General features: G+C 67.4%; 15 protein-coding genes and 1 pseudogene. 10 read left to right on the top strand and 6 right to left on the bottom strand.

Features of this window, described 5'->3' with window-relative positions:
* Positions 1-67: 67 nt before the first annotated feature.
* A complete protein-coding gene (locus LQ144_RS08740) occupies positions 68-655 on the bottom strand; it encodes a copper resistance CopC family protein (protein WP_230118170.1) in 588 nt (195 codons plus the stop codon).
* Positions 656-840: 185 nt separating this feature from the next.
* On the opposite strand from LQ144_RS08740, the gene LQ144_RS08735 reads away from it, so the two are divergent.
* From LQ144_RS08735 to LQ144_RS08700, 8 genes are all read left to right on the top strand, one after another.
* Positions 841-1467 carry a hypothetical protein gene (locus tag LQ144_RS08735; RefSeq protein ID WP_230118169.1) on the top strand — a complete coding sequence of 209 codons (627 nt, stop codon included), beginning with the start codon at positions 841-843 and terminating at the stop codon, positions 1465-1467.
* Between the two features lie 102 nt (positions 1468-1569).
* On the top strand, positions 1570-2310 hold the full coding sequence (locus LQ144_RS08730; RefSeq protein ID WP_230118168.1) for a YcnI family protein: 741 nt from the start codon (positions 1570-1572) through the stop codon (positions 2308-2310).
* A 396-nt stretch (positions 2311-2706) separates the two neighbouring features.
* The gene (locus LQ144_RS08725) at positions 2707-3801 is read left to right on the top strand and encodes a ferredoxin reductase (RefSeq protein ID WP_230118240.1); all 1095 of its coding nucleotides are present in this window, start codon (positions 2707-2709) and stop codon (positions 3799-3801) included.
* 13 nt (positions 3802-3814) lie between these two features.
* A complete protein-coding gene (locus LQ144_RS08720) occupies positions 3815-4996 on the top strand; it encodes an acyl-CoA desaturase (RefSeq protein WP_230118167.1) in 1182 nt (393 codons plus the stop codon).
* Between the two features lie 102 nt (positions 4997-5098).
* Positions 5099-6064, top strand: a complete 966-nt coding sequence (locus LQ144_RS08715; protein WP_230118166.1) for a carbohydrate kinase — start codon at positions 5099-5101, stop codon at positions 6062-6064.
* Positions 6065-6073: 9 nt separating this feature from the next.
* Positions 6074-6604 (top strand): YbhB/YbcL family Raf kinase inhibitor-like protein, encoded by a 531-nt coding sequence (locus LQ144_RS08710; RefSeq protein ID WP_230118165.1) that lies wholly within the window; start codon positions 6074-6076, stop codon positions 6602-6604.
* A 72-nt stretch (positions 6605-6676) separates the two neighbouring features.
* Positions 6677-7006: a hypothetical protein gene (locus LQ144_RS08705; protein WP_230118164.1), complete on the top strand. Its 330-nt coding sequence runs from the start codon at positions 6677-6679 to the stop codon at positions 7004-7006.
* Positions 7007-7019: 13 nt separating this feature from the next.
* A complete protein-coding gene (locus LQ144_RS08700; protein WP_230118163.1) occupies positions 7020-7496 on the top strand; it encodes an NUDIX domain-containing protein in 477 nt (158 codons plus the stop codon).
* Here LQ144_RS08700 and nagA read toward each other — a convergent pair.
* The 4 genes from nagA to LQ144_RS08680 are packed head-to-tail and all read right to left on the bottom strand — an operon-like array spanning position 7465 to position 12176.
* On the bottom strand, positions 7465-8637 hold the full coding sequence (gene nagA, locus LQ144_RS08695; protein WP_230118162.1) for an N-acetylglucosamine-6-phosphate deacetylase: 1173 nt from the start codon (positions 8635-8637) through the stop codon (positions 7465-7467). The genes LQ144_RS08700 and nagA overlap by 32 nt on opposite strands.
* Entirely contained in the window at positions 8634-9710 is a 1077-nt protein-coding gene (locus LQ144_RS08690) for an SIS domain-containing protein (RefSeq protein WP_230118161.1), read from the bottom strand. Before LQ144_RS08690 ends, nagA begins: the two co-directional genes overlap by 4 nt.
* Before the next feature lie 40 nt (positions 9711-9750).
* A complete protein-coding gene (locus LQ144_RS08685) occupies positions 9751-10773 on the bottom strand; it encodes a BadF/BadG/BcrA/BcrD ATPase family protein (RefSeq protein WP_230118160.1) in 1023 nt (340 codons plus the stop codon).
* The gene (locus LQ144_RS08680; protein WP_230118159.1) at positions 10773-12176 is read right to left on the bottom strand and encodes a sugar porter family MFS transporter; all 1404 of its coding nucleotides are present in this window, start codon (positions 12174-12176) and stop codon (positions 10773-10775) included. Before LQ144_RS08680 ends, LQ144_RS08685 begins: the two co-directional genes overlap by 1 nt.
* Positions 12177-12303: 127 nt before the next feature.
* Between LQ144_RS08680 and LQ144_RS08675 the strand changes: the two genes are divergently transcribed.
* Complete coding sequence (locus tag LQ144_RS08675; RefSeq protein WP_230118158.1) at positions 12304-13017, top strand: GntR family transcriptional regulator; 714 nt, start codon at positions 12304-12306, stop codon at positions 13015-13017.
* Positions 13018-13189: 172 nt separating this feature from the next.
* Positions 13190-13627 carry a hypothetical protein gene (locus LQ144_RS08670; protein ID WP_230118157.1) on the top strand — a complete coding sequence of 146 codons (438 nt, stop codon included), beginning with the start codon at positions 13190-13192 and terminating at the stop codon, positions 13625-13627.
* A 146-nt stretch (positions 13628-13773) separates the two neighbouring features.
* On the opposite strand, the pseudogene LQ144_RS08665 reads toward LQ144_RS08670, so the two are convergent.
* A pseudogene (locus LQ144_RS08665) lies at positions 13774-13989 on the bottom strand (sulfonate ABC transporter substrate-binding protein); the annotation flags it as partial.

Here is a 13989-nt window from a genome sequence, read left to right as displayed (position 1 = left end):
TCTACTGCCAGACCCGTTTCAGGGGCCGCGCCGGACGGCAATCATGACGCTGCACCGCTCCGGGGGCCTACGGCTCTTCAGCGGTGTCGTTGCCGGTCAGGCGACGACGCACGTACAAGCCTGTGACGAGCAGCCCGGCGGCGAGCACCGTTCCCCCCGCGGCCGGGATCCACGGAAAGCCTGTTGCCTCGCCGGGTTTCCGGGCAGCGGCGGAGGGTGAGGACAGTTCCGCGGTTCCGGGCTGCGCGGTGCTGTTCGTGCGTCCTGCCGTGAAACTGAAACGTCCCTCGATCGGATGTGAATCCGAGGACACCACACGCCACACGACCGTGTACCGGCCAGCCGGCGCGCCGGGCTTCACCGCCTGGTCGACGTGGTTGTCCACGATGACCACCGGGCCGTCGGATTGGCTCGTCCCGCTTTCGTCCTTGACCAGGATCTCTGAACCCAGCGCGATCGGCGGATTGTTGAGCGTCAGCCGGACCGCCGCCGGGACCGCCGCAACAACGGATCCGTCAGCGGGCTCCGCCGCCTCGATCACATCGTGCGCGGCAGCCGGCGTCAGCGGGGCCAACGACAGGAGCGCCACCAGCGCCGCAAGGACGAGGCCGCCAACAGGGACGCGCACCCGCTTCCTCCAATGCTGGAAACCCATGGCGCACCATCCTCTGTCATCAGGGAGTATTTCCGCCCCAGTGTACGGCCCGCACAAGTTTTGCGAACCACCAATCCGGGGCGGTCACCGGAACGAATGGCCATCAGCCGTCCAAGGTTTTTCCACGCTGACCTGCCTACCGTCAGCCTTGTCATACCGTTGTGGACCCAGGGGAGGAGACGCGGATGGAACTACGTCATTCACTGCGCCTCTTCCGTGCGGTCCTCATCACGGCCGCGACGATGTCCGTGGCCGCCGCGGGGCATGTCCTCGGCGGCGGCGCGCTTCCCGCTCCCGGGACCGTTGCCGTTCTGGCCGCGCTCCTGCTGATACCTGTGGCGTGGCTTGCGGCGCGGGAGCTTTCTTTCCTGACCCTGCTGGGCGTGCTGGGAGCCGGGCAACTGCTGCTCCACGACGCCTTCACCTCCTTTTCAGCCCCGGCGGTTTGCCTGCCGTCGCTCGCTGGCCAAATGTCACATCACGGACAGGCCATGGTCATGGGGTGCCCTGCCGCCGGGCCGGCTTCCATGCCGCTTCACCTCGGCATTGGTTCCGACTCGCCGCCCATGCTCGCCTGCCACGTCTTCGCACTGCTGGTGACCGCCTGGCTGCTGCGCCGGGGCGAGGTGGCACTCTGGTTACTCCTGGCCTGGCTCCGCCCCCTCGTGCAGCTGCCCCAACCCTCGGTGGTCATTCCCGTCCGCCAACGGACCCTGGCCGCAGGCCGGCCCTTCGTGCCCGCGCCTTGGCGGAACCTGCGGACCAACAGCCTCCGGGGGCCGCCCGCGGCCGCCCCGTGCGCTCTGCCCTGACCTTTCGAAAACGGGGGCTGGGTGCACGGGACGCAGACTCCCTTCACCCATCACCGCGCTGTCCTCCGTCCGAGAGCGGCAGCACCCCCGAAAGGCTTTGTCATGAACACCGCAACCCCGCGCGCCCTGAAAACCGTCACCGTCCTCGCCGCCGCAGCCGGCCTCATGGCCTTGGGCGTCGGTGCCGCCTCCGCCCACGTCCACGTCGATCCGGAGTCCACCTCCGCCGGCGGATTCTCCCAGCTGACCTTCAAGGTTCCCAACGAATCCGAGACGGCCAAGACCACCAAACTCACCGTCACCCTCCCCACGGGCACGCCCTTCACGTCGGTTTCGGTCAAGCCCCTGGACGGCTGGTCGGCCAAAGTTGCCGAAGCGAAGCTCCCCGCACCCGTCACCGTGGAAGGGGCCACGATCACCAAGGCCGCCTCCACTGTCACCTGGACCGCGGACGCCGCCCATCAGCTCGGGCAGCACGAATACCAGACCTTCTCCATCTCCGTTGGCCGGCTCCCCTCTGCGGGCACCACCGTGTCGCTGCCGGTAGCACAGGCGTACTCCGACGGGACCGTCGTCAACTGGAACGAGGCCGAAACTCCCGGCCAGGCCGAACCCAACCATCCCGTTCCCTCCTTCGTCACCACCGCGGCAGCCGACGAGCATGCCCCGGCAGAGGCCGTCGTCGACACCACCGCCGCATCCGCAACCGCGCCGGTCACGCCCGCTCCGGACAACACCTTCGGCATCCTTGGCATCACAGCGGGAGCACTCGGGCTGGGTGCGGGCGCGACGGCCCTGGTCCGGACACGGACAGTCCGGACGCGGACCGTCCAAAAGGACTGACTCAACGCACGTCCAGGCAGAAGCCCGGCCCCCGGTACCTGATGCGCAACGCATCCCGGCGGCCGGGCTTCGCCATGACGCGCAGAGGGTCATCCGACAGAGAGCGGGAACTCCGCCGATGTCTGTTCGTTGCAGAGCCAGGGGGTAGATCGCAAAGCAGCACTCTGGAGGCGGCGTACCAGCCCTGCCAATAGGTTCTGCTGGGCCTTGAGCGTCGCGCGGTAAGTACACTTACTATTTATGTCTGATGGGTAAATTTTCACGTTCCGGCGGCCCGGTTGCTAGTGGCACCGGCTTGCGGGACTCTTATAGCGGGGGTTGAGGTAGTTTTGTATATTACGATCACCGGTTTCACTAGGAGATACAAATGGGTGAATCCAACAGGTGGTGGACAGCATGATTCGGCTCCGTAAATTGGCGCGCGCCGCGTCTGTTTTGACCACCCCGTTGGCGCCGGAGGATATTCTCGCGCTTTTTAATCCAGTCTTTTCGGCCCGCCAGCTGCGCGGCGTCGTCACCAAAGTTGTGCCGGAAACGGCGGACTCTGCCACCATCCACTTCCGTCCCGGGCGCGGCTGGAAGGCCCATAAGGCCGGCCAGTGGGCCCGGATCGGCGTGGAACTCGACGGCGTGCGCCACTGGCGCTCCTACTCGCTCAGCGCTCCCGCCGGGCAGGACCCTGCCATCACCGTGAGTGACGTGGGCGCGGTGTCCGGCGTCCTGGTCCGGACCACGCGTCCCGGAGATGTGCTGTTCCTGGCGCCGCCGCAGGGCGACTTTGTCCTGCCGGAGCACCCGCGGCCGCTGCTGATGCTCACCGCGGGGAGCGGTATCACCCCCGTCATGTCCATGATCCGCACCTTGGTGCCGCACCGCCCGGATGCCGACGTCGTGCTTATCCACTCGGCCCGGACCCCGCAGGACAGCATCTTCCATGAGGAGCTCTCCGAACTCGCGGACCAGTTCCCCAACTTCCGCGTCACCCACTGGTACACCGGCGAACGCGGCCGCATGGACTTCGGATCCCCCGCCCAGCTGGAGGACCTCTGCCCGGACTGGCGCCAGCGCGCCGCCTATGCGTGCGGCCCCGAGGGCTTCCTGGACGACGCCGAGGCGCTGTGGTCCGCCGAAGCGGCCGCCCACGTGGAGGCGGCGCCGGGACCGTTTGCGGCAGACCCTATCAACCTGATCATCGAACGCTTCAACACCAGCCTGCTGGGCGGGGCCGGGCACGACGGCGGACTGGTCACCTTTGAAGCCTCCGACCGCGAAGTGGAGGCGGACGGGAACACCCCGCTGCTGGATGTGGGCGAAGACGCCGGCGTCCTCATGCCCAGCGGCTGCCGCATGGGCATCTGCCACAGCTGCCTCACGCCGCTGCGCGCCGGCCACGTCCGCGACCTTCGCACCGGCGAGGTCCATGGTGAGCCGGGCCAACTAATCCAGACGTGTGTCTCGGCAGCCGCCGGGCCCGTTAACCTCGAGATCTGAGGAGCAACAAAGCATGACAGCAATATCTGACCGCACAGCCGCAGAATCGACGTCGATCAACGGGCCGACGGCCAAACCCCGTCCCGGAGCCCTGGCCACGTCGGGGAGCCCGCTCGTGCGACCGCCCGCGGCCGCTCACCTTACCGACGAGCAGGTGGCCGAGCTCGGCCGCGAGCTGGACGCCATCAAGGATGAGGTCCTCGCCAAGCGCGGTGCGTCCGACGCCGCCTACATCCGGCGCGTTATCAAGGTCCAGCGGGGCCTGGAAATCTCCGGCCGGGCAGCCCTCCTGATGGGCCGCAACAAGGCCGCCTGGATCACTGGCACCACGCTGTTGAGCGTCGCCAAGATCCTGGAAAATATGGAGATCGGCCACAACATCCTGCACGGACAGTGGGACTGGATGCGCGATCCCGACATCCACTCCACCACCTGGGAGTGGGACTTCGTGACCCCGGCCCGTTCGTGGCAGCACACCCACAACGACCTCCACCACCGCTGGACCAACGTGGTGGGCAGGGACAACGACGTCGGATACAACCTCCTGCGCATGGACGCCGACCAGCCGTGGAAGCCGCACAACCTCGGCAACCCCCTGTACAACGCCATCCTGGCTCCCATCTTCGAATGGGGAATCGCCATCTACGACCTCGAGCTGGTGGACTACCAGGAGGGCAAGAAGACCAAGGAGGCCATGCAGCGTGACCTCAAGGCCCTGGGCCGCAAGGTAGTCACACAGTTCACCAAGGACTACGCCGCCACTCCGGCCGTCGCCATGCTGACCGGCTCGGGCAAGCAGGCGCTGTACGGCACGCTGACCGCCAATGCCGTCCGCAATGTTTGGGCCCATGCGGTGATCTTCTGCGGCCACTTCCCCGAAGGGGCGGACACGTTCACCGAGGAAATGGTGGAAGGCGAGACCCGCGGCGACTGGTACGTCCGGCAGATGATCGGCTCGGCCAACATCTCCGGCTCCAAGTTCATGCACCTCATGACCGGAAACCTGTCCCACCAGATCGAGCACCACCTTTTCCCGGACCTGCCGTCCAACCGGTACGGCGAGGTTGCCCCGAAGGTGCAGGAAATCTGCAAGCGCTACGGCCTGCCGTACACCACGGGACCGCTGCTCAAGCAGGTGGGTTCCTCGTGGGCCAAGGTCTTCAAACTCGCGCTGCCGGGAAAGAAGAAGTCCTAGACAGCCAGTGACCGCAACAGCGCGGCGGGCCCAACAGTCCGCCGCGCTGTTTGTGCCCGGACGGACAGAGCGCCGGGCGGCGTTCTCTGGCAGAGTATGACCATGCTCACAGTTATAGGCGAGGGCCTCGTTGACGTGGTCCAGCGCACCTCCGGAATCGAAGCCCACGTGGGCGGCAGCCCGCTCAACGTCGCCGTGGGGCTCGCCCGCCTGGGCCATCCCGTGCAGTTCGTCGGCCGCTACGGCCGCGACGCCTACGGCGAATCCGTCGCTGCGCACCTGAAGGCCAGCTCCGTCATGCTCCCGCAGACCCCGGATTCCCTGCCCACCAGCGTGGCCACCGCCTTAGTGGACGACGACGGCGCGGCCACCTACACGTTCGACCTCGCCTGGGAGCTTCCCGGCCTCGCGGAGCGCCTGCCCTTCATGCTGCAGGGCACCACCCTGCTGCACACCGGCTCCATTGCCACCATGCTGGCGCCGGGCGCCGCTGACGTACTGGCCGCCGTCGAACATTCCCACCCGGCGGCGACCATCAGCTTCGACCCCAACTGCCGGCCCAGCATCATCACCGACGCAGACTACGCCCGCCGCCAGGCGGAGAAATTCGTGACCCTCTCAGACATCGTCAAGGCGTCCGACGAGGATCTCGCGTGGCTGTACCCTGGTGCGGACGTGCTTGATTCCGCCCGCCGCTGGCTGTCGCTGGGCGGCTCGGAAGGGCCGGCCATGGTGGTGGTGACGCGCGGTGCGGCCGGACCGTGGGGCATCACGGCGGCAGGTGAAACTGAGTTCGCTGCGCCCAAGGTGGAAGTGGCGGACACCGTCGGGGCAGGTGACTCCTTCATGGCGGCGCTGCTCTCCGGGGTGGTGGACCGCGGACTGGACGGCGCCCAGAACCGGGCGGACCTGCGGGCTTTGCCGGCCGAGGGCCTCGCTGCGCTCCTGGCCCACGCGAGCCGCGCCGCCGCCGTAACGGTGTCCCGTGCCGGCGCCAACCCGCCCACCAGGGCGGAACTCAACCGCATCGAAGAAGCAGCAGAGGAAGCAGAAGTTCCCACCATCTGAAAGGCAGCCATGACATCCTCCGGTCCATTTTCAGACCTGCCGGACGTACCGTCGTTCGGGCTCAGCAGCGAATCATTCCGGAACGGTGAAACACTGCCGCCCGCCCAACGCAGCGGCAGGATGCACGCCGGCGGGCAGGATGAATCGCCGCAGCTGAGCTGGAGCGGGGCGCCCGAAGGGACCAGAAGCTACGCCGTTACCGTGTTCGATCCGGACGCACCGGGTGCCGGCGGGTTCTGGCACTGGGCCGTTCTTAACCTTCCGGCGGACGTCACCTCGCTGCGGGAGGGGGCAGGGGCCGAGGGCGGACAGCAGCTTCCGGACGGCGTGGTGCAGTTGAAGAATGACGCCGGATTCCGGGGCTACCTTGGTGCCGCGCCGCCGCCCGGGCACGGCCCGCACCGTTACATTGTCACGGTCTATGCGCTGGGTGTGGAGGACCTCGACACCCGGGCGGGTGCGCGGCCGGCGAGCCTGGGAACTGAGTTGGCGAAACACCTGCTCGGTTCGGCGACGATCACCGGCGTCTACAGCCGTTGAGCAACAAAGCCGTCGTTGTGCATGCCGTGGATCGGGCGCACACTGGAAAAAAGCGTGAGAGGAGTCCTTGCCATGCGCAAAAGAACAGCGTGGATTGTCGGCGGGGCGCTGGCTGCAGCAGCCCTTGGAGGAGCAACGGTTGCAGCGGCGGCCGGGAACCCCTTCGACGATGACAAGGCCACGACCGGAGGCACCCAGAGCCCGCTGAGCCAGACCGACCGCGACAAGGCGATCCAGGCCGCCCTGGCCAAGGTGGGGCCGGGCACGGTTACCGACGTGGAGGGCGGCCGCGACCCCGGCTCTGCCTATGAAGTGGAGATCCAGCTGAACAGCGGTTCGGAAGTCGAAGTGAACCTCGGCCCGGACTTCCAGGTCCTGAACCAGGGAGCTGAGAACGACTGACCGCGGTTAGCCAATGACGGTCTGGAGCGCAGGCATTCTGCTGTACCGGCGGACGGTCAGATCCGAATTAGAGTTCTGGATAGCCCACATGGGCGGCCCGTTCTGGGCCCATAAGGATGCGCACGCCTGGTCAATTCCCAAGGGCGAGTACCTCGAGGACGAGGACCCGATGGTGGCGGCGAAGCGTGAGTTCGCCGAGGAGATGGGCGCGCCTCCACCCTCCGCCGATTACATCCAGCTGGGCTCCTTCCGGCAACCCTCGGGCAAGGTCGTCACCGTCTTTACAGCCGAGTCCGACTTCGCGCCCGGGGAAATCGTGAGCAACACCTTTTCGCTGGAATGGCCGAAGGGATCCGGCACAGTCCGCAGCTTCCCGGAGATCGACGACGCCAAATGGGCCACAGAGCCCGACGCCCGCACCAAGCTGGTAAAAGGCCAGGTGCCGATCCTCGACGCGCTCATCCAGCACGTCCGGAACGGCGGCGCCTGACGGGAGCGGCGGGCCGGCACCAGGTGCCGGACTTCATGGTCGCGGCAACCTTGAGGCCCTCATCGAGCACCACCAGGTCCGCGCGCCTGCCCGGTTCAAGACGGCCGACGTCGGAGAGCCCCAGCATGTCCGCCGGATTCTGGGTTGCCGCGCGGACCGCGTCGGCGAGCGGGAGGCCGGCATGGTTTACCGCGTGCCGGATGGCGGCGTCCAGCGTCAGCACGCTGCCGGCGATGGCGCCGTTGCTGGCCAGCCGCGCCTCGCCGTTGGCGACATGGACTTCAAGCCCGCCAAGCTGGTACGTCCCCTCAGAAGCACAGGCCGCCGCCATCGCATCGGTGACGAAGACTGCCCGGGCAGGGCTTCCCGAGATGAAGCGGACCAGCGACGGGTGCAGGTGCACGCCGTCCGCAATCACCTCTGCAAAGACGTTCGGGTCTTCCAGCAGTGCCAGTGCGGGCCCGGGTTCACGGTGGTGCAAGGGCCGCATGGCGTTGAACACATGGGTCCCCACTGTGGCCCCTGCGGCGATCGCCTGGCGGGCAAGGTCATAGCCGGCACCGGTGTGGCCGATTGCTGCGACTGCGCCGTGGCCGGTGATCTGCCGGATCGCCGCCAGACCCCCTTCAAGCTCGGGTGCCACCGTTACCATCCGTACCGTGCCCCGGCCGGCCAGCATCAGCCGGTCGATGCTGGCCGGGTCCGGCAACTGCAGCAGGTCTTTGGTGTGCGCGCCGCGGTGGGAGGGGCTGAGCCAGGGTCCTTCGAGGTGGATTCCGGCCAGCACGCCATCCTCCACCAGGCCCGCCAGGGCGGCAACAGCCGTCTTAAGCTCTGCCAAAGGCGCAGTGACGAGACTTGCCATCAGCGTGGTGGTGCCGTGCTCCAGGTGTACTGCGGCGATCTTGACGGCTGCTGCGGCGGGGTCCGGATCGTTGAAGCTGAAGCCGCCGCCGCCGTGAATGTGGGCGTCAATGAAGCCCGGTGCCACAGTCCCTTCCGGAAAGCTTGCGTCGGGTTCGCGGGGAGGGGACCCGGCACCTACCGCGCTGATCTGGCCGGACCGGGTTTCCACCCAGCCAGGCTCGAGGACCGCGCCGGGTGCGATGACACGGGCTGCGGAAATGAGCGTGGTACTCACCAGGTTTCCGTGATTTTACGCAGCCCCCGGGGTGCGTCGGGGTCGCGGTGGCGGGCAGCGGCCATGGCGTGGGCCAGGCGCTGCAATGGCAGGATTTCAAGGATTGGAGCAAGCTGCTCGTGCACCGCCGGCAGGGGCACCAGATGGTTCAGTGGCCGGGCTGCGGCGGGGTCGCCGACAACGCAGACGTCTGCCCCGCGCTCAGCCAGCCGTTCCAGCACCGGCTGCAGGGCACGGCCGCCGGCGCCGGGCGAAGCGATGGCGATGACGGGGCGGTCCTCGTCAATCATCGCGAACGGCCCGTGCAGGAGGTCCGCTCCGGAGAAGGCATGGGCTGCCAGGTAGGACGTCTCCATGAGTTTCAACGCCGCCTCTCGTGCCGTGGGATAGGAGAAACCGCGCCCCGTGGTGATGATGTGATTGACGAACCGGTAGCGGTCTGCCACCTCAAGTATCTCCGGTCCGGCGAGGACGTCGGCGGCGTGGCCGGGCAGGACCGACGCGTCGGCCCCTTCCCCGCCGGCCCAGGCATCGATGAGCAGCCAGAGCGCCAGCAGCTGGGACGTGTAGCTCTTGGTGGCGGCCACGGCACGTTCCGGCCCTGCCAGAATGTCCACATGGTGCTGGGCGGCACCCGCCAGTGGCGACGACGGCGCGTTGGTCACGGCCACGGTGACGGCGCCGCCGCGCGCCGCGGCGGCGGTGGAGTCCACCAGGTCGGGGGACCCGCCCGACTGGCTGACCGCCAGCCAGAGGACGCCGTTCATCTTCGGTTCAGCGCCGTACACGGTGAGGCTCGACGGCGAGGCCAGCCCGGCGGGCAGCCCCAGCACCGTTTCGATGAGGTACTTCGCGTACAGGGCCGCGTGATCGCTCGTGCCCCGGGCGGCCAGCAGGACGTAACGGACGTCTGAGGCGCGAAGTGTGGCGGCAAGACGCCGGATGTCGGCGCGGCTGACGTCGAGCTGGCGGGTGAGGGCGTCGGGCTGCTCGAGGATTTCAGCTGCCATCAGCGCCCCCGGCGCCTGAAGGGTGGAACCGGCTGCGGGCAAAGTGATGTTCGGCGGTGTCATGGGATCTCCTGTTGATCGAATGGATGGTGAAGCGATGGTTTTAGGCCGGAGAGTGGATGGAATGGTTCGAACGGTGGGGCATGCCGGCGCCGGTGGAGTTGGCCAGTTCCTGGGCCAGCTTCACGGCGCCCCAGGCGGGGGCGCGGTCCAGGACCCTGACGTCGGTCAGCCCGCGTCCTTCCAGAAACGCCCGGACACGGCCGGCCAGGAGCGGCTGGTTGACCAGCATCCCGCCGGCCAGGAGGACGGGTGGACCTGCTGATCCGGGAGCGCCGGACCCGTGACCATCGGATCCCGGAAGGCCGCCCAGCCGCTCGTTGACGGCGACGGCCAAGGCTGCCAGTTGCCGGGCGGCGTCCTCGGCGATGGCGTTGGCGGCCACGTCCCCCATGGCAGCCACGTCGAACACTGTGCCGGCAAGGCCGGCCCAATACCGGCGTTCCGGGTTGCGGTAGAAGAGGTCCAGCAGCGCCAGGGGTTCGGCGGCGCCGGTCCGTTTCAGGATGCGCACCGACAGCGGCCCGGGAGGCTTGCCCGCGTCGTGTTCAGTGAGTACGTTGCGAACGGCGCTGCGGGTGACGGCGTAGCCGCTTCCTTCGTCGCCCAGCAGGTACCCCCAGCCGCCCGCCCTGGCTTCGCGGCCGTCCGCGCTCTGTGCCCAGGCGGCGGAACCGGTGCCGGAGATCAGGACCGTGCCGGCGTCCAGGCTTTCCGCTGCGAGGATGATGCGGGTGTCGTGGACCACCTGGATCCGGGCTTCCGGGAACCTTCGCGAGAGCATGGCCGCGAGCCGGTCCCGGCTCTCGGGAGTGTCTGCCCCGGCAGCGCCGGCGCAGACGGTGTGGATTCCGTGGCCGTCAGGGTTTCCGGCGCCGAGCCGGCGGGCGAGGCCGTCCAGTGCGGCGGAAGCCGCCGGCTCTCCGACTGAGGTGATGTTCGCGCTGCCGCCGGTGCACTCGACGACAGCCTGCCCGCCGTCGTCGGCGTTGTCATTGACAGCGTTGCCCGCCAGGATGGCGTGGGTCTTAGAGCCCCCGATATCCAGGCCGAGGACGCGGGGCATTACTTGGCCGCCGGCTTGCTGCCGGTCTGCTCCGGCCAGCGGGCGCCGTTTTCCCAGTAGTGCCGGATTTCTTCGAGGTTTCGGCCCTTGGTTTCCGGTGCGAGGCGGTGCACGAAGATGAACCCGGCGACGGCGAGGGCGCCGAACACGGCGAAGGTCCCGGCTCCGCCCAGGCGCTGCAGCATCGTGAGGAAGAACGCTGCGACGATGACGTTGGCCACGAGGTCGGAGGTCAGCATGGCGCTGGCGCCCAGGGACCGCAGGCGTGCCGGGAACGATTCCCCGGCGTAGACCCAGACCAGCGCGCCGAATCCGAACGTAAAGCCGACGGTGAACAGGAGGACGCCCAGGAATCCGATGACGGTCAGGGCTCCGCCGAAGTCGCGGCCCGCCATGAAGACGGCAACGAGAATGATGTTGGCGACGATCATCATCGCGATGCCGCCGAGGAGAATGGGCCGCCGCCCCACCTTGTCCACCAGGGACAGCGACACGAAGACGGCAACCAGCGAGGCGGCCTGGACCAGGGCAGGGAGCAAAAGCAGGGCGGCGTTGCCCGTGAAGCCCATCGCTTCGAAGATCCGCGGGCTGTAGTAGACCACGGCGTTGATGCCGGTGATCTGGATGAAGAAGCCCAGCCCGACCACGAAGACTGTGGCCTTGAGGTACGGGGAGCGCAGCATTTCCCGCAGGCCTCCGCCGCGTTCGTCGCCGATGGCGCGCTGCATGTCGGCCAGTTCGGCGTCCACGTCGGTGTGCGGTTCGATGGAGGACAGTGTGCGGCGGGCATCCTCGGTGCGTCCGCGCATCATGTACCAGCGGGCGGTGTCAGGGAGCCGGAGCGTGACGGCGAGGACCGCTGCCGCAGGGACGGCCGCCAGGCCCAGCATCAGGCGCCAGTTTTCGGTGGCGGACAAGGCATAGGCCGCCAGGTATCCGACGATGATGCCGATGACGGTGGCCACCTGGTAGGCGACGAGCAGGGCGCCCCGGACCTTCGGGGGCGCGGATTCGGCCACGAACACGGGCACCACCACCACGGAAATGCCGATCGTCAGGCCCAGCAGGAGCCGGGCAATGAGCAGCATGGGGACGTCCGCAGACAATGCGCTCAGGATGGCGAAGGCGGCATAGGCGCCGGCGACTCCCACCATGCACGCCTTGCGGCCAAAGAGGTTGGCGAGCCAGCCGCCCAGTACAGCGCCGAGGACTTCACCGACGACGACGGCGGTGGTCACCAGTTCCTGCTGGCTCGTGGAGAGCTGGAATTCCTTGGTGATGAAGAGCAGGGCGCCGGCGATATTTGAAAGATCGTAGCCGTAAATGATCCCGATGGTGGCGGCGGTGCCGCCGACCAGGAGGCCCAGACGGGGCGTCTGGCGAAGGTCTTGCAGGAACGACATCTTTGGGTCCTTGTCTGCCTAGGGGAGGGGTTTGGGTTCTCATTAAGCGAGTGCCTGAATTGGTATAAACCAATTTTCTCCATTTTGGCGTAGACCAATTTTCCTGTCAATAGGTAATATCGCAGTCATGGAGACCCACGCCGCTGCGCTGCCCAAGTACTACGTGCTCAAGGAGCAGATCCTCGCGCTCATCGAGGACGCAGCCCCGGGCACCTTGATTCCCACGGAGCGGGCGTTGGCCGAGCAGTACTCGACGTCCCGCACCACGGTCCGCCAGGCGATCGGGGAACTCGTGGCCGAGGGCCGCCTCGACCGAACACAGGGGCGGGGCACCTTTGTCGCGCCGCCGAAAGTCACGCATGTCCGCCAGCTCACCTCGTTTTCCGACGACGCGGCGAGTCAGGGGCTCACGGCGTCGGCCAAAATCCTGGATATGAGCACGGTGGCCGCCGATCCCGTCACCGCCCGGAGACTGGGAGTGGATCCCGGGACCGATGTCCATCGCGTCGAGCGCATCAGGCTGGTCAACGGCGAACCGCTCGCCCACGAAACAGCCTTCCTCGCCGGAGCGCTGCCGGACCTTGCGCACAACGTGGAGACCCGGGGATCGCTGTATTCCGCCTTAAGCGAGGACTACGGAATCCGCATCATTGAAGTGGAGGACACGGTGGAGACCAAGCTCGCCGGCCCCGATGAGGTCCGGCTGCTGGATGTCGAAATGGGGGCCCCGATGCTGCTGGTGCACCGGCTCGGCTTCAACCCGGAGGGCAGTCCTGTTGAGTGGACCCGGTCGGTTTTCCGGGGCGACAGGTTCCGCTTCGTGGCACGAATGCGCCTCTAGATCCCGGCCGCCGGCTGCCTGCGCCGGTGGCCTGCGCCCTGCGTTTCTTTACGCCATACTGCCGTTCGTTAAGCCGTGTTGCGTCCTGAGTCCGTCCGTGTCCTTGTGCATTGTGGACTAACCGTCCGAGTGGTTGGTTTGGTCCACAAGTACAGACAAGAACGGAGTCCCGATGATCACCGCTTTGGCTCGCAGGATCCGCGCACAGTGCAGCGAGGAACTGACTGTGTTCCGCGACCAGGTGTGTGCCTTGACCTGTCAGGACATCGGTACCGGCGGCCTGGACGGCGCCGCCACGGCCATGGCGCCCCGGCCGTCCTTGACCACGCCGGGTGTGTCAGTGGACATCGTGGGCTTTGCCCAGCGGCAGGCTTCGGGCGGCCCTGCTGAGGTGGGATTTTCGGTGGCCCTGCGTCTTGTTTCCGAGCGCGGTCCGGCCGGTGTCCACTGGGACGAGGCCCATGCCTGGGCGGGGGCTGTGGCCGGGGGACCGTGGACGGCGGCGGAATACACCGGCAGTCAGGCGGCGCCCGCGGCGATTGTCTTCCATTATCTGCTGAAGGCCCACGAGGCGTCCTACGTCCTCGACGAACTTCAGGGCGCGCTGTAGGCGCAGAATTCAGAACAGCAGGCGGACTGGTTCACCCCTGGTGCAGCACAAACAGCGAGGAGATCCGGCGGGAATGTTCCCGCCGGATCTCCTCTTTGTATTGAACTGGATTGTATTGAACTGGAACTGCCGGTCTGGCCTGAGGGTCAGTCCTTGCCGAGTCCGGCCGCGGAGGTCTTTTGCCCGGTGACGCCGTTCAGCGTGGTGAGGTCGAAGATGCCGTTGAGGTCGGCCAGTTTGGTGGTGCCGGCGTCCACGCCGTCCTGCAGCAGCTTGTTGAAGGCTCCGGCCAGCGGGTCAACGGTGAACACGATGTTCTTCAGGGACCGGTCGATGACGTCCTGCGGGAGCGCCTTGCCGGC

The sequence above is a fragment of the Arthrobacter sp. Bi83 genome, assembly GCF_918698095.1.
In the GTDB taxonomy this organism is placed as follows: Bacteria; Actinomycetota; Actinomycetes; order Actinomycetales; family Micrococcaceae; genus Arthrobacter.
Note: the sequence above shows the minus strand (reverse complement) of the source record. Positions and strands in the feature narration are given on the sequence as shown.

What these genes read in the sequence shown, in the direction of transcription:
- LQ144_RS08740 (WP_230118170.1), bottom strand. Translation starts at nt 655, where the DNA reads ATGGGTTTCCAGCATTGGAGGAAGCGGGTGCGCGTCCCTGTTGGCGGC.
- LQ144_RS08735 (WP_230118169.1), top strand. Translation starts at nt 841, where the DNA reads ATGGAACTACGTCATTCACTGCGCCTCTTCCGTGCGGTCCTCATCACG.
- LQ144_RS08730 (WP_230118168.1), top strand. Translation starts at nt 1,570, where the DNA reads ATGAACACCGCAACCCCGCGCGCCCTGAAAACCGTCACCGTCCTCGCC.
- LQ144_RS08725 (WP_230118240.1), top strand. Translation starts at nt 2,707, where the DNA reads ATGATTCGGCTCCGTAAATTGGCGCGCGCCGCGTCTGTTTTGACCACC.
- LQ144_RS08720 (WP_230118167.1), top strand. Translation starts at nt 3,815, where the DNA reads ATGACAGCAATATCTGACCGCACAGCCGCAGAATCGACGTCGATCAAC.
- LQ144_RS08715 (WP_230118166.1), top strand. Translation starts at nt 5,099, where the DNA reads ATGCTCACAGTTATAGGCGAGGGCCTCGTTGACGTGGTCCAGCGCACC.
- LQ144_RS08710 (WP_230118165.1), top strand. Translation starts at nt 6,074, where the DNA reads ATGACATCCTCCGGTCCATTTTCAGACCTGCCGGACGTACCGTCGTTC.
- LQ144_RS08705 (WP_230118164.1), top strand. Translation starts at nt 6,677, where the DNA reads ATGCGCAAAAGAACAGCGTGGATTGTCGGCGGGGCGCTGGCTGCAGCA.
- LQ144_RS08700 (WP_230118163.1), top strand. Translation starts at nt 7,020, where the DNA reads ATGACGGTCTGGAGCGCAGGCATTCTGCTGTACCGGCGGACGGTCAGA.
- LQ144_RS08690 (WP_230118161.1), bottom strand. Translation starts at nt 9,710, where the DNA reads ATGACACCGCCGAACATCACTTTGCCCGCAGCCGGTTCCACCCTTCAG.
- LQ144_RS08685 (WP_230118160.1), bottom strand. Translation starts at nt 10,773, where the DNA reads ATGCCCCGCGTCCTCGGCCTGGATATCGGGGGCTCTAAGACCCACGCC.
- LQ144_RS08680 (WP_230118159.1), bottom strand. Translation starts at nt 12,176, where the DNA reads ATGTCGTTCCTGCAAGACCTTCGCCAGACGCCCCGTCTGGGCCTCCTG.
- LQ144_RS08675 (WP_230118158.1), top strand. Translation starts at nt 12,304, where the DNA reads ATGGAGACCCACGCCGCTGCGCTGCCCAAGTACTACGTGCTCAAGGAG.
- LQ144_RS08670 (WP_230118157.1), top strand. Translation starts at nt 13,190, where the DNA reads ATGATCACCGCTTTGGCTCGCAGGATCCGCGCACAGTGCAGCGAGGAA.